This window comes from Rhodopseudomonas sp. (assembly GCF_013377015.1).
Lineage (GTDB): Bacteria > Pseudomonadota > Alphaproteobacteria > Rhizobiales > Xanthobacteraceae > JARJEH01.
In genome coordinates this window covers 1,639,764-1,652,776 of record NZ_JACABA010000001.1, presented here as the reverse complement: position 1 = coordinate 1,652,776, position 13,013 = coordinate 1,639,764, and the positions used below count along the sequence as shown (strand labels likewise).

12 protein-coding genes and 2 riboswitches are annotated in these 13,013 nt (G+C 67.6%); of the genes, 6 read left to right on the top strand and 6 right to left on the bottom strand.

Annotated features, from left to right (window positions below; all coding sequences use genetic code 11):
* Window positions 1-125: 125 nt before the first annotated feature.
* On the bottom strand, window positions 126-1,838 hold the full coding sequence (locus HXX15_RS07910; protein WP_296514559.1) for a caspase domain-containing protein: 1,713 nt from the start codon (window positions 1,836-1,838) through the stop codon (window positions 126-128).
* A gap of 175 nt (window positions 1,839-2,013) precedes the next feature.
* Here HXX15_RS07910 and HXX15_RS07905 point away from each other — a divergent pair, with 175 nt between their 5' ends.
* The 4 genes from HXX15_RS07905 to HXX15_RS07890 all read left to right on the top strand — a co-directional run bounded on the left by HXX15_RS07905 (window position 2,014) and on the right by HXX15_RS07890 (window position 6,768).
* The gene (locus tag HXX15_RS07905; RefSeq protein ID WP_296514557.1) at window positions 2,014-2,598 is read left to right on the top strand and encodes a hypothetical protein; all 585 of its coding nucleotides are present in this window, start codon (window positions 2,014-2,016) and stop codon (window positions 2,596-2,598) included.
* A gap of 128 nt (window positions 2,599-2,726) precedes the next feature.
* Window positions 2,727-2,985, top strand: a riboswitch (cobalamin riboswitch).
* Window positions 2,986-3,062: 77 nt separating this feature from the next.
* Window positions 3,063-4,973, top strand: coding sequence for a TonB-dependent receptor (locus tag HXX15_RS07900; RefSeq protein WP_296514555.1), 1,911 nt, complete (start codon window positions 3,063-3,065; stop codon window positions 4,971-4,973).
* Window positions 4,967-5,989, top strand: a complete 1,023-nt coding sequence (locus HXX15_RS07895) for an iron ABC transporter permease (RefSeq protein WP_296514553.1) — start codon at window positions 4,967-4,969, stop codon at window positions 5,987-5,989. Before HXX15_RS07900 ends, HXX15_RS07895 begins: the two co-directional genes overlap by 7 nt.
* A complete protein-coding gene (locus HXX15_RS07890; RefSeq protein ID WP_296514549.1) occupies window positions 5,986-6,768 on the top strand; it encodes an ABC transporter ATP-binding protein in 783 nt (260 codons plus the stop codon). The genes HXX15_RS07895 and HXX15_RS07890 overlap by 4 nt, the downstream gene beginning before the upstream one ends.
* Before the next feature lie 6 nt (window positions 6,769-6,774).
* Here HXX15_RS07890 and cobD read toward each other — a convergent pair whose 3' ends face one another.
* A complete protein-coding gene (cobD, locus tag HXX15_RS07885) occupies window positions 6,775-7,755 on the bottom strand; it encodes a threonine-phosphate decarboxylase CobD (protein WP_296514547.1) in 981 nt (326 codons plus the stop codon).
* Window positions 7,756-7,821: 66 nt separating this feature from the next.
* On the opposite strand from cobD, the gene HXX15_RS07880 reads away from it, so the two are divergent.
* On the top strand, window positions 7,822-8,631 hold the full coding sequence (locus HXX15_RS07880; RefSeq protein ID WP_296514545.1) for an ABC transporter substrate-binding protein: 810 nt from the start codon (window positions 7,822-7,824) through the stop codon (window positions 8,629-8,631).
* A gap of 1 nt (window position 8,632) precedes the next feature.
* Window positions 8,633-9,583, top strand: a complete 951-nt coding sequence (cbiB, locus tag HXX15_RS07875; RefSeq protein WP_296514520.1) for an adenosylcobinamide-phosphate synthase CbiB — start codon at window positions 8,633-8,635, stop codon at window positions 9,581-9,583.
* Here the strand turns inward: cbiB and HXX15_RS07870 are convergent.
* The 4 genes from HXX15_RS07870 to HXX15_RS07855 are packed head-to-tail and all read right to left on the bottom strand — an operon-like array spanning window position 9,556 to window position 12,656.
* Entirely contained in the window at window positions 9,556-11,043 is a 1,488-nt protein-coding gene (locus tag HXX15_RS07870) for a cobyric acid synthase (protein WP_296514517.1), read from the bottom strand. The genes cbiB and HXX15_RS07870 overlap by 28 nt on opposite strands.
* Window positions 11,043-11,669, bottom strand: a complete 627-nt coding sequence (cobO, locus tag HXX15_RS07865) for a cob(I)yrinic acid a,c-diamide adenosyltransferase (RefSeq protein ID WP_296514515.1) — start codon at window positions 11,667-11,669, stop codon at window positions 11,043-11,045. The genes HXX15_RS07870 and cobO overlap by 1 nt, the downstream gene beginning before the upstream one ends.
* A 4-nt stretch (window positions 11,670-11,673) precedes the next feature.
* Window positions 11,674-12,207 carry a bifunctional adenosylcobinamide kinase/adenosylcobinamide-phosphate guanylyltransferase gene (gene cobU, locus HXX15_RS07860; protein ID WP_296514513.1) on the bottom strand — a complete coding sequence of 178 codons (534 nt, stop codon included), beginning with the start codon at window positions 12,205-12,207 and terminating at the stop codon, window positions 11,674-11,676.
* Complete coding sequence (locus HXX15_RS07855) at window positions 12,204-12,656, bottom strand: DUF1636 domain-containing protein (protein ID WP_296514510.1); 453 nt, start codon at window positions 12,654-12,656, stop codon at window positions 12,204-12,206. The genes cobU and HXX15_RS07855 overlap by 4 nt, the downstream gene beginning before the upstream one ends.
* A 110-nt stretch (window positions 12,657-12,766) precedes the next feature.
* A riboswitch (cobalamin riboswitch) is annotated at window positions 12,767-12,958 on the bottom strand.
* Window positions 12,959-13,013 lie beyond the last annotated feature (55 nt).

Below are 13,013 nucleotides of genomic sequence, written 5' to 3'. Positions count from 1 at the left end.
CAGCCCCGCAGGGACGCGGAGTCGTGTTGCAGCGCCACATAGTGGCCGAGGCGGCGGAGCCTTGCAATGCTTCGGTCGGATACGACCGCGCGGCAATGTGATCGGCGTCGGCGGCCGGACGGAGGCTAGCGGGAAACACACCAGTCCTGCTGCGTGTCGGAGGCGCGGAACCGCGCCACGGTGCCTTCGAACCCGCCTTCGTGCTGGTTGTTCGGCCAGAATCCGGACACCGATTCTCCGATGGTGGGATCGTCGACCGACGCCGTGTGAGTGCCGCCCGCGCCCAATGTCTGGGTCATGTTGGCATCCGAGGCGACCGTAACGCCATCAAGCATGATGGCGCGCCCGAGATTGCCATAGCTGACGCCGATCCGATGCCAGTCACCGTAGCGAAACCCGGTGCCTTTGACTTCGAGACGGTATTCAGGTTTGCCACCGGCTTCGTATTTTGCGCCAGCGATATGAAAGCGAATATCGCCGTTATTGCAGACGTAAAGCCATGCGCTGCCGGGCCAAGTCACGTCGCCGTTCTGGATATCGGTGGTGAAGATCAGGGCGCAGCCGGTTCGCTCCGCGAGCTTGCCGGCGGAATAGGAATATCCGCTGGAGACATTGATCAACCATTCCAGCGTGCCGGTTCGCGGCAGGCCGGTGCGCGCATAGGGGTAGACGATCCGGCTTTCGCGCCGGCGCGAGAAGCTGGCGCCGCCGTTCGGACCTGCGGAAAACGTCACCCCATGCGCAATCCCCGCCGACGCAGCGGCTTTGGCAAAATTGTCATCGATGACGGACGCATGGGAGCACGCCTCGGGCCGCCCCGCCGGCGCACCCGACGGCGCGCTCAACGCGGCGATTCGACCACGCGCGGCGGCGGCGAACACGCCGTTGGGGAAATCCGCCAGGAACTTCTCGAACGCGGACCGCTCCCCGGAGTTCTGGATTTCGTTCCAGACACTGAATTCCAGGGTCTTGGAATCCACCTGCTGGCGGGGCGACGACGGCGGTTGCGGTGTGCTCACCGGTTGGGTTCCTTCCGGCACGATGTCCACAGTCCCCTCGACCCGGAAGGAGAACCGCCCGGTCAGCGACGACGAATCCCACGGCACTTGCTTGCCACCGGTGGCGCTGATGACCTCCTTGCGAACTTCGATCATCAGGTCGGAGATCGAAAGCTCCGGCCGCTCGATGAATTTCAGCAGCGCCGAGGTGAACGGGCTGTTGCGGCCGCTGCCGTCCAGCGCGACGTTGTCCGGCTGCGTCGCATAGGCGATGAAACTGCCCGACACCGACGGCGCCCGGCTGAGGCCGCGGCCGAGCGCGCCGAGCGCCCGCGTTCCCATCGTGCGGGACAGATCCTTGGCGAACGGATTGTCGCGGCAGGCGTCGAGAATCGCGATGTTGATCGAACTGCCGCGGTTGAGCTGCTGCATCACCACGTTGAACGGCACCAGCGCGATATCGGCTTCAGCCTCGTAGCCGACATTGGCGTCGACCGGCACCAGATAGTTCTGGCCGTTGATCTGCAAGCCGTGGCCGGCATAGAACACCAGCGCCACATCGGCCTTCTCGGCGGCGCGACCGAATGCGGTGAGCGCGGCGAGCATCGCCGCGCGATCCATGTCCTGGCCGCCGAACAGCTCAAAGTGGAGCCGCTTCAATTTCTCACCGACATCGGCGGCGTCATTGCGCGGATTGGCGAGGGCTGGCGCGTGCTGATAGCTGCTGTTGCCGATCACCAGCGCCACGCGCTGCTCGGCCAGCGCCGGGCTGGCATCGCATAACCCGCAAAGCCCGATCGCGACGGCGGTTGCGCCGAGGGTGATTGTCTTCCAGAGCATCATGTGAATCATCGTTACGACTCGCTGCCACACTCGGCACCGTGTCAAGCAAGCTTGGGGCGGACCTTGATCTGTGCCAAATACAGGCGGTGAGTTTATCCGAGGAAATCACCTCAACCTGATGAAGCGGTGTCCCTCCGGGCCAGTTGACGCCTCATTCCAAATGTGAGTCCCGATGACCATCCGATCCATGCTGACGCGGTCCAGGACCAGATTACTCGACTATGGTTCGAACAACGACCCGCTCGCGGCGGTCGGCAACCTCGTCGCGCTGGTGCTGGCCGGCAACGGGCCGTTCTATCCGATCTATGTGGTACTGGTGGCGGGCGCCGATGGTATGCCCTGGCTGCTGCTGACGGCGCTGTCATTCCCGTTCTTCCTGATCGTTCCCGCCATCGCGCGCCGTCATCCGCGGCTCGGCCGGATCGCGCTGTCGCTGGTGGCGACGATCAACACCGTGTTCTGCACCTGGCTGCTGGGCGAAGCATCGGGGACCGAACTCTTTCTGCTGCCATGCGCGATGCTGGCGAGCCTGCTGTTTCGTCCGGGCGAACGGCTGCTGATGCTGATCCTCGCCGGCTTGCCGGTCGTGGCCTATTTGTTGTTGCATGGGCGCTACGCCGCGCCGGTACATCTCTATCCGCCGGAATCCTATGCCGCGCTGTTTTCGATGAACGCCGTGAGCGCCGGCATGATCACGATCTTCATGGGGATCGTGTTCTCCGGACTGTTGGCCGCGACGCCGGCGCGAACCGATTGATCCGCCGAGCCCGGCCGCACGACGAGCGCGCGTCACACAAGCTGTCGCGCATGCCGCGCGTCCGAAAGTCTGCCGTGCCGGCAAGCGAACCCATCGGCTTTGCCGTTGCGCGGAATGGCGCGGTGTGCTTCCTGTGTCGCGTCATCGGTGCCTCCGTAAGGAGGTGAAACGGGAATGCGGTGCGGGGAGCGATCCCCAATGCCGCGGCTGCCCCCGCAACTGTATGCGGCCATTCGCGATCCACCGCGTGATCCGCTGAAGTGTCTCACTTCCGCCGATCGCGCAAAGCCACTGGAGAAGCCGGGCAACTGCCGGGCGAAAAATCCGGGAAGGCGGATCCGGTAACGACCGCGAGCCAGGAGACCGGCCGTTGACGAGGTTCAACTCGTTCGACGGTGGGTCGACAGAAGGGGTTCGCGATGGTTTCCCAGCCTTGTGCTGCCGCGTCGGCGGCTTGTCTTGTCTTGACCTGTTTCAGCGCCACGGCCGGCGCGCAATTTTCTCCGCAGCAACTCCCCGATCTGGTGGTCACCGCCGATCGCACCTCCGAGCCGATCAGCCAGACCGGCAGCGCCATCAGCGTGGTGCGCGGCGAGAGTATCGCCACCAATAATCCGGGCTCGCTGGTCGACGCCCTGCGCGACGTGCCCGGCCTCGACATCACCGAAAGCGGTGGGCCCGGATCGACTACCAATATCCGACTGCGCGGCGCCAACACCGGCCAGACCCTGGTGATGATCGACGGCATCCGCGTCAACGATCCGACCGCAGCCAGCGGCGATTTCGATTTCGCGATGATCGCGCCCGCCGCGATCGAGCGCGTCGAAGTGCTGAAAGGACCGCAAAGCGCGCTGTACGGCTCGGACGCGATCGGCGGCGTCATCAACATCATCACCCGGAAGGGCTCAGGCCCGGCGCAGGTCAGTCTGCGCGGCGAAGGCGGCAGCTACGGCACCGGCGGCGGCAGCGGCGCGCTGAGCGGCTCGAACGGCCCGTGGTCCTATGCGTTCTCCGGCAACGGCCAGCGCAGCGACGGGTTTTCGCGCTATGGCTACCGGATCCCAGCGATCGAGGCGAAGTTTCCCAATCTCGAACGCGACGGTTTCAGCCGGATCGGGGGCACCGCGCGGGTCGGCTACGACGCCGGCGAGGGCGTGCGGCTGGAAAGCGGTCTGCTTGCCACCCAGACTCGGTCGGCCTATGACGCGGCGACCGGCGCTTTTCCGGACACGCCGTCGAGCGCGACACGATCGTTGGAGCAAGTCTGGGGCCGCGCGTCGGTCGACAGCCTCAGTGGCATCCTGACCCACAATGTCAGCGTCTCCGAGACCCATATCGACCGCGCGTTCAACGAATTCTCCTACAAGACCAACATGCTGCCGAAGAACACCACCGCCACGGTGTCGGACTATCTGGCCGACAGCATGGCGGCCGAGTACCAGGGCAATCTGAAGCTCGGCCCGGCCGGATCGCTGGTGTTCGGCGCCAAGGCGCAACACGAGACCGCCGACACCTACCTGACCAAGCTGCTGCCGACCGCGGTCCCCCGCACGTCGCAGATCGCGGCCAGCCAGGATACCAATGCGCTGTTTGCGCTGTGGCAATTGCCAATCGGCGAGCGGCTGACCGTGACGCTCGGCGGCCGGGTCGACGATGTGGTGGATGTCGCGCGGTTCGAGACCTGGCGAGCAACTGCGGCCTACGCGATCCCCGAGACCGGCACCAAACTACGCGGCAGCGCCGGCACCGGCGCCAAGGCGCCGACGCTGTATCAGCTCTACGCGCCGATCTACGGCAACACCGACCTTAGCCCCGAGCACAGCTTTGGCTACGATGCCGGCGTCGATCAGTCGCTGTTCAACGGTCGCGTCACCCTGTCGGCGACCTGGTTCGGCAACAAGTTCAACAATCTGATCGACTTCACCACAGACGCCGCCAATCCGCTCGGGCACTATACCAATGTCAGCCGCGCCGAAACCTATGGACTGGAACTCGGCGGTGATATCGACCTGATGCCGGGCCTGCTCCGGCTGAAGACCGCCTATACGTATTTACACGCCGTCGACCTGGCGACCGATCTGACGCTGAGCCGGCGACCGCGCAACCTGACGCGGCTGGCGCTGGCGATCACGCCAACCGACAAGTGGCTGATCGAACCGAGGGTGACGATGGTGTCGAAACGCTTCAGCTCCGCCAACGAACTCAACCCGTTGGATCCCTATACGCGGGTCGATCTGTTCACCGAATACAGGCTCGACGCCAATTGGAAGCTGTTCGCGCGCGGCGAAAACATCTTCGATGCGCATTATCAGGAGGTGGTGAATTTCGGCACCACCGGCCCGGCCGGCTATGCGGGATTCAACGCCACATGGTAGTCGCTCCAGGCCCCGCCCGGCGGGCGATGGTCACCGCCGGCCTCGCCGTTCTGGTCGGGCTGTTGGCGATCGGCTCGCTCGCCATCGGGCCGGTGAAGCTGTCGCCGCTGGTAGTGATCGAGGCGCTGTTCGGCGGCGGCGGCGACGTGCAGCAGGTCATCGTCCAGGAGATCCGTCTGCCTCGCACGATCCTGGCGCTGGCGATCGGCGGCATCCTGGGCCTGTCCGGCGCGGCGTTGCAGGGGCTGTTGCGCAATCCGCTGGCGTCGCCGTCGCTGTTCGGCGCGCCGCAATCGGCCGCGTTCGGCGCGGTGCTGATGATCGCCTTGGGCTGGGCCGATGTGCGCTCCTACGCGCTGCCGGTCGCCGGCATCACGATGGCTTTCGTCTCGGTGTTCGCGCTGCTCGCCGTCGCCGGTCGCAATGCCGGCCTGCTGCTGCTGATCCTGGCGGGGCTGGCGATCTCCAGCTTCGCCGGCGCCGCCACCGCTCTGGTGATGAACCTGTCGCTCAACCCGTTCGCCACGCTGGAGATCGCGTTCTGGCTGCTCGGCTCGCTCGAGGACCGCAGCTTCCGCCATGTGATGCTGGCGCTGCCCTTCATCGTCGCCGGCGCCCTCCTACTGATGAGTCAGCGTTCGGCGTTTCGCGCGCTCAGCCTCGGCGAGGAGACCGCGCAAAGTCTCGGCGTCGATGTCGGCCGGCTGCGGCTCTTGGTGATCGCCGGCGTCGCGCTCGGCGTCGGCGGCGGCGTCGCCGTCTCCGGCACCATCGGCTTCATCGGCCTGGTCGCGCCGCATCTGATGCGGCCGCTGATCGGCCACGATCCGGCGCGGCTCTTGGTACCGAGCGCGCTGACCGGCGCCGCGCTGCTGCTGGCCGCCGACATCGCGGTGCGGCTGATCCCGTCGACCTCCGACATCAAGGTCGGCGTGCTGACGTCGATCATCGGCGTGCCGTTCTTCCTCTATCTGATCGTGCGCGAGCGCCGCGCGCTGGGCGGAGGCGTCGCATGAGCGAGTCTCCTTTTGTCCGCACCGAACATCTCGGCGTCAGCCTGTCCGGCCGCGCCGTGCTGCGCGACGTCACGATCGAATTGCCGCGCCGGCATCTGGTGGCGCTGGTCGGGCCGAACGGCGCCGGCAAGACCACGCTGCTTCGCGCGCTGGCGGGACTGATCCCGTCGCAGGGCAGCGTCACGATCGACGGCGTCGCATTGTCGGCGCTGCCGCTGCGCGAGCGCGCCAAGCGCTTCGGCTATCTGCCGCAGGGCCATCTGGTGCACTGGCCGCTGCCGGTACGCGACGTGGTGGCGCTCGGCCGCTATCCGCATGGCGCCACCGACCCGGCGCGGCTATCGCCGCACGACGAAGCCGCAGTGGCGCGGGCGATGGCAGCGACCGATGTGGTGCAATTCGGCGATCGTTCCGTCACCGAACTATCCGGCGGCGAGCGCAGCCGGGTGGCACTGGCGCGGGTGCTCGCGGTCGAGGCCCCGGTGCTGCTCGCCGACGAGCCGACCGCCTCGCTCGATCCGCGTTACCAGATCGACGTGATGCGCACGCTACGCGCCGCCGCCGACGCCGGCACGCTGGTGGTGGTCGTCACGCACGACCTCGGGCTGGCGGCGCGCTTCGCCGATTCCGTGCTGGTGCTGTCGGACGGCCAGCTGGTGGCGCATGGCGCGCCCGAGGTGGCGCTGTCGGACCGGATCATGGCCGAGGTGTTTCGCGTCAGCGCCTATCGCGCCGCACACCAGGACAGCGCCGTAATCCTGCCCTGGGCTGGGGTCTAGGCGATGCTAACCGAGCGCCGCCGCCAGCCGAGCCAGCGCGGCGTCGTCCGGCGGCAGCCCGAACCGCAGCAGATCGTCGGCCCAGTCGAACCGCCGGCACCAGATCTGTCGGTGCGCCAATGCGTCATGCATGGCGCGAGCGTCGTGCCGCCGCACCAGCCGGAACAGCGAGGTGCCGCCGACGATCTCGCATCCACTCGCGCGCAGCACCACGTCGAGTCGGGCGGCCTGACGCCGCAGTGCATCGCGCATACCGTCGGCCCAATCGGAATCGCGCAAGGCGGCGGCGCCGATCAGCAGCGCCGGCCCGGAGCAGGCCCATGGGCCGATCGCAGCTTCGATCCGCGACGCGATGTCCGGCGCGGCGATGGCGAAGCCGAGCCGCACCCCGGCGAGGCCATAGAACTTGCCGAACGAGCGCAGGATCACGATCGGCAAGTCTGGACACAACGCAGCGGCGCCGATCGTCGGATCGACATCGGCGAAGGCCTCGTCGATCACCAGCCAGCCGCCCCGTGCCTGCAGCATTGCGGCGGCGCGCGCCAGGCTGTCGCGAGCGGCGACGCGGCCATCGGGATTGTTCGGGTTGACGATCACGGCATGGCGCACGCCATCCGGAATCCCATCGAGCGAACTAATCGCGATCACCTCGCGGCCGGCGTTGCGCCATGCCGCAGCGTGCTCGTTGTAGGTCGGCCCGATCACGGCGACCGCGCCGGCGGCGGCGAGATGCGGCAACCACTGGATCAGCGCCTGAGTGCCGGAGGCGGCGACGATCGCGACGCCGGCGGGCACCCGATAGGCCGCGCGGGCGGCATTGATCAGCGCGAATTCGTCGGCGCGCGACGGCAGGATCCGCCAGACCTCGGCGGGCAGCTCCGGAATCGGCCACGACCACGGATTGATTCCGGTGGAAAGGTCGAGCCACATCCGCGGCGCGCCGCCATGGCGCGCCATGGCCTCGGTCAGATCGCCGCCATGCTTCATCGCCGCTTCATGCCATCATCCATTGCAAAGTGCGAGAGGCGGCGGCGCATCGTCACAGCATTCGCGATGCTGATCGCCATCGCGATGCCGAATGCCGCACACGCCGACCAACTGCCGCGGATCGCCTCGATCAATGTCTGCACCGACCAGCTGTTGATGACGCTGGCCGATCGGTCGCAAATCCTCGGCCTCAGTCCGTATTCCCGCGACCCCGTCCGCTCCTGGGATGCCGCGAAGGCGGCGCAATTCCCCATCCTGTCCGGCGAGGCCGAGGACGTGCTGATCCTGAAGCCGGACATCGTCGTCGCCGGCCGCTACACCAAGCGCGCGACCCGCGAATTGCTGAAGCAGAAGGGCCTGCGCGTGGCCGAATTCGACGCCGCGCGATCGCTGGATGAGGTCAGGGCGCAGATCCGCCTGATGGGCGATCTGGTCCGCCATCCCGACCGCGCCGCTGCCGAACTGGCGCGGCTCGACGCGGCGGTCGCGCAGCTGCGCCAGGTGGCGGCGCGCCGGCCCTATCGGGTGCTGCCGGTATCGCGGCGCGGCTGGATCGCCGGCGCGCAGAGTCTCGCCAGTTCGCTGCTCACCACCGCGGGCCTGACCAACGCGATCGGCGAATCCGAATCGACGCAGGCCGGCTTCCGCTCGCTGGAGACCATCGTCAGCCTGCGGCCGGATTTTCTGCTGGTGACCGACGGCGGCGATTTCGCCGAGGACGAAGGCCGCGCCTTCCTGCTGCATCCGGCGCTGGAGCGATTCTATCCGAGCGCCAGGCGCATCGTGATTCCGGAGCGGCTGATCAATTGCGGCGGGCCGATGCTGGTGGAGGCGTTGCAGCGTCTGCGGACCGAGCTCGAACGGGTGGAGCGCTGAGGTGCTGATCGTGGTCGCGTCGCTGTTGTTCGACGCCATGATCGGCGACCCCGACTGGCTGTGGCGGCGACTTTCGCATCCGGTGGTGCTGATCGGCGGCCTGATCGGCTGGCTCGATCGCACGCTGAATCGCGCGGACTGGTCGCCGCGCCGACGCCAGCTCGCCGGCGTCGGTGCGGTGCTGATCCTGGTCACGGCCGCCGCGCTGGTCGGGCTGCTGCTGCAGACCATGCTGTGGCAGGCGCCGGGCGGCGATCTCGTGCTCGGCCTGCTGGCCGCGACGCTGATCGCGCAGCGCAGCCTGTATCAGCACGTCGCCCGCGTGCGTTCCGCCTTCGCCACCGGTGGGCTGCAAGCCGCCCGCGCCGCGGTGGCGATGATCGTCGGCCGCGATCCGAACCGGCTCGACGAGGCCGGGGTGTCGCGCGCCGCGATCGAATCCTGCGCGGAGAATTTTTCCGATGGCGTGGTGGCGCCGCTGTTCTGGCTGGCGCTGGGCGGGCTGCCGGGGCTGATCGCCTACAAGGCGATCAACACCGCCGATTCGATGATCGGCCACCGCAATGCGCGCTACGAATCGTTCGGCTGGGCGGCGGCGCGGCTCGACGATGTGGTAAATCTCATTCCGGCGCGGCTGGCGGGCGTGCTGATCGCGCTGGTCGCGCCGCTGGCCGGCGGTTCGATCGCCACCGCCTCCGCAACGATGCGCCGCGACGCGTCGAAACATCGCTCGCCCAATGCCGGCTGGCCGGAAAGCGCGATGGCCGGCGCGCTCGGCATCGCGCTGGCCGGGCCGCGGACCTATGCGGCGGGCGTGGTCGACGACCCGTTTCTCAACGCCGAGGCGCGGATGGACGCGTCGCCCGACGACATCGGCCGCGCGCTCGATCTGCTGCTGGCCGCCTGCGTCTTGCAGGCGGCGGTCTATGCAGTGCTGGCGCTGGTGCTGTGACGGCTGCGCGCGATCCGGAGAATCTGGTCGATATCGAGATGCGCCTCGAGATGATCGGCCAGCGCGTCGAGCGCGGTTTCGATTTGTGTTTCGTAAGCCAGCGTCGATGCGATGCCGAGCTGCGCCAGCCACGCCTTGCGGAAGGCGTCGCCGGTAAACAGGCCATGCACATAGGTGCCCTGAACCTTGCCGTCGGGCGAGATCGCGCCGTCCGGACGGCCGTCGATCGTCAGCACCGGCCGGGCGCAATCGGCGCCGTCGCTGCGGCCGAGATGGATCTCGTAGCCTTCGACCGCCGCGCCGCTGCCGCAATGGATGCCGCTGACCAGCGTGGTGGATTTGTCGCCGCGCATCACCGTCGAGATATCGAGCAGGCCCAGCCCCGCCACCGTTCCGGCGGGACCGTCGACGCCGTCGGGATCGGCGATGCTCGTTCCCAGCATCTGATAGCCGCCGCACAACCCGAGCAGATAGCCGCCGCGGCGGACATGCGCCTTGATGTCGATGTCCCAGCCCTGCGCGCGCAGAAACGCCAGATCGCCGAGCGTTGACTTGCTGCCCGGAATGATCACCACATCGGCATTGCCGGGAATCGGCTGGCCCGGGGGCACGAACACCAGTTTCACGCCGGGCTCCATCCCGAGCGGATCTAGGTCGTCGAAATTGGCGATCCGCGCCAGCATCGGCACCGCGATGATCCGGCTCGAAGACGAGTCCCGCGCGCGGTCGAGATCGACCGCGTCCTCGGCCGGCAGCCACGCCGCCTGCGGCAGCCACGGTACCACGCCGAGCGACGGCCAGCCGGTGAAGCGGGTGATCTCGGCGAGCCCCCGATCGAACAGCCGCGCGTCGCCGCGAAACTTGTTGATGATGAAGCCGTGGATCCGCGCGCGCTCGTCCGGCTCCAGCACCAGATGGGTGCCGGCCAGGCTGGCGATCACCCCGCCGCGGTCGATGTCGCCGGCCAGCAGCACCGGCACATTGGCGGCTTCGGCGAATCCCATATTGGCGATGTCGCCGGCGCGCAGATTGGTCTCGGCCGGGCTGCCGGCACCCTCGACCAGCACGATGTCGGCGTCGCGCGCGAGCTTGGCAAAGCTCTCCAGCACGAATGGCAGCAGCGCCGCCTTCTTGTCGAGATAGTTTGTCGCGCCGAGCCGGCCCCAGCGCTGGCCCTGCACGATGACCTGCGCGCCGGTGTCGGTCTCCGGCTTCAGCAGCACCGGATTCATGTGCACGCTCGGCGGCAGCCGCGCCGCTCGGGCCTGCACCGCCTGCGCCCGGCCGATCTCGCCGCCGTCGACTGCGACCGCCGCGTTGTTCGACATGTTCTGCGGCTTGAACGGCGCCACCTTCAAACCGCGCCGCACCAGCACCCGCGCCAGCCCGGCCACCAGCGTCGACTTGCCCGCATTGGAGCCGGTGGCCTGGATCATCAGCGCGGGCGTCGGCCTCGTCATCAAAACTCCACGCCCTTCTGGCCCTTCACGCCGGCGCGGAACGGGTGCTTCACCAACGTCATCTCGGTGACCAGGTCAGCCATCTCGATCAGCTCCGGCTTGGCGTTGCGGCCAGTGATGACGACGTGCTTGTCGGCCGGCTTCTCGTCGCGCAGGAATGCCAGCACCTCGTCGAGCGGCAGGTAGTCGTAGCGCAGCACGATGTTGAGCTCGTCGAGCAGCACCATGCGGTGGCGGTCGTCACGGATCAGCTGCTTGGCGCACTCCCAGCCGGCGGTGGCGGCGGCGATGTCGCGAGCGCGATCCTGGGTTTCCCAGGTGAACCCTTCGCCCATGATATGCAGCGTCACCAACTCGGGGAATTTCGCCAGCAGCCTGGCTTCGCCGGTGTCCCATTTCGGCGATTTGGTGAACTGCACCACACCGACCGGCATGTCATGGCCGATGTGGCGAAACACCATCCCGAGCGCCGCCGAGGTCTTGCCCTTGCCGGTGCCGGTGTGGACGATCAGCAGGCCCTTTTCGCCGGTCTTGCCGGCCATGATCTTGTCGTGCGCCGCCTTGTGCTTCTTCGCCTTCTCGGCGTGGCGGGCATTGTCGTCGCTGGCGGTTGAAATCCCGGTCATGCGGTCAGCTCTCCTGATGCGAACGCTTGAGCCACAGCGGCAACCCGGCGGCGATGAAGACGACGTTAGGCACGGCGGCGGCGACGATCTGGTTGAGCCGTCCCTGCGCGTCGCGAAAGGCGCGGCCGAGCGGCGTCTCCGGCACCAGGCCGAGGCCGACTTCGTTGGAAACCAGCACGATCGGATATTGCGCCACGCCAAGAAACCGCGTCAGCCGGCGCGCCTCGATCTCGGGATCGCGGCCGTCCAGCATCAGGTTCGACAGCCACAGCGTCAGGCAATCGACCAGCACGGCGCGGCCGTAAATCGCTTCGCGCGTCAGCGCCTCGACCAGCGCCAGCGGCTCCTCGATGGTGGTCCAGCCCTCGCCGCGGCGACGGCGGTGATGCGCGATCCGCGCGGTCATCTCGGCGTCGCCGGCGGTGGCGGTGGCGAGATAAATGCGCGCCAGGCCGCTGGCTTCGATCAGCTTCTCGGCAAAGACCGATTTGCCGGAGCGCGCGCCGCCGAGCACCAGCGTGGTGGACAGCGCGCTCATGACGGCGCGCGTCCATCATCCGGTGACCAGCGCGCCGGCGGCAGCCGCGCCACCATGCCCTTGCGCAGCACCTGCGCGCGGTCGCGCCACGGCACCAGGCCGTAGTTGGATTGCTGATAGGAGCGGACGAATGCCAGCAGCGCCGCGCTGCCACTGTCGGTTTCGAGGTCGCCGAACAGAAAGGTGTAGCCGTCCGGGCTCGACACCGCGACGGTAGCCGGACGCTTGCAGACGCTGAGGCATTGCACCGGCCGCACCACGACGCCGGGATCGGCCGCGTCGAGTCCGGCCTTGATGGCGTCGATCATCTGCGGCCCGACGATGGTTTTGCCGTCGGCGGATTTGCAGGTGGTGCAGACGCTGACCACGACAGCACCGGCGGGCGGATCGCGCCGCGGATCGATCGGTGTCAGTTCGGTGGAGGTCTCGTCGGGGCAGTCACGGTCCATCTCGAGCTCACATCAAGGCCTTGCGGCCGCGAGCTTTGTTGGGTCGCGCGCGATCGGCTTGCGCCGTCACGCTCGCTCCCGTCCGGTGCACCCCGCCCCGACGACGCCTCCAAAGCACAGTTCGTGATGGCAGGTCTCCTGGCTCGCGGGTCGTTGCCGTTCGCCGCCTTCCCAGGATATCCCAGTGGCTTCGGCGAGGGCTCGTCGCTTACAGTTGCGGGGGCAGCACCGGGATTGAGCGAACTCGCACCGGCTTCCCTTTTCACCTTCCACGCGGAAGGACCATCACAAGAACGCTAGCCGCCGTCATCGCGCCGGTCAACCACGCGAAGGTGGTGTTGACCGCACTGATCATGT

What these genes read in the sequence shown, in the direction of transcription:
- HXX15_RS07910 (WP_296514559.1), bottom strand. Translation starts at nt 1,838, where the DNA reads ATGCTCTGGAAGACAATCACCCTCGGCGCAACCGCCGTCGCGATCGGG.
- HXX15_RS07905 (WP_296514557.1), top strand. Translation starts at nt 2,014, where the DNA reads ATGACCATCCGATCCATGCTGACGCGGTCCAGGACCAGATTACTCGAC.
- HXX15_RS07895 (WP_296514553.1), top strand. Translation starts at nt 4,967, where the DNA reads ATGGTAGTCGCTCCAGGCCCCGCCCGGCGGGCGATGGTCACCGCCGGC.
- HXX15_RS07890 (WP_296514549.1), top strand. Translation starts at nt 5,986, where the DNA reads ATGAGCGAGTCTCCTTTTGTCCGCACCGAACATCTCGGCGTCAGCCTG.
- cobD (WP_296514547.1), bottom strand. Translation starts at nt 7,755, where the DNA reads ATGAAGCATGGCGGCGATCTGACCGAGGCCATGGCGCGCCATGGCGGC.
- HXX15_RS07880 (WP_296514545.1), top strand. Translation starts at nt 7,822, where the DNA reads ATGCTGATCGCCATCGCGATGCCGAATGCCGCACACGCCGACCAACTG.
- HXX15_RS07870 (WP_296514517.1), bottom strand. Translation starts at nt 11,043, where the DNA reads ATGACGAGGCCGACGCCCGCGCTGATGATCCAGGCCACCGGCTCCAAT.
- cobO (WP_296514515.1), bottom strand. Translation starts at nt 11,669, where the DNA reads ATGACCGGGATTTCAACCGCCAGCGACGACAATGCCCGCCACGCCGAG.
- cobU (WP_296514513.1), bottom strand. Translation starts at nt 12,207, where the DNA reads ATGAGCGCGCTGTCCACCACGCTGGTGCTCGGCGGCGCGCGCTCCGGC.
- HXX15_RS07855 (WP_296514510.1), bottom strand. Translation starts at nt 12,656, where the DNA reads ATGGACCGTGACTGCCCCGACGAGACCTCCACCGAACTGACACCGATC.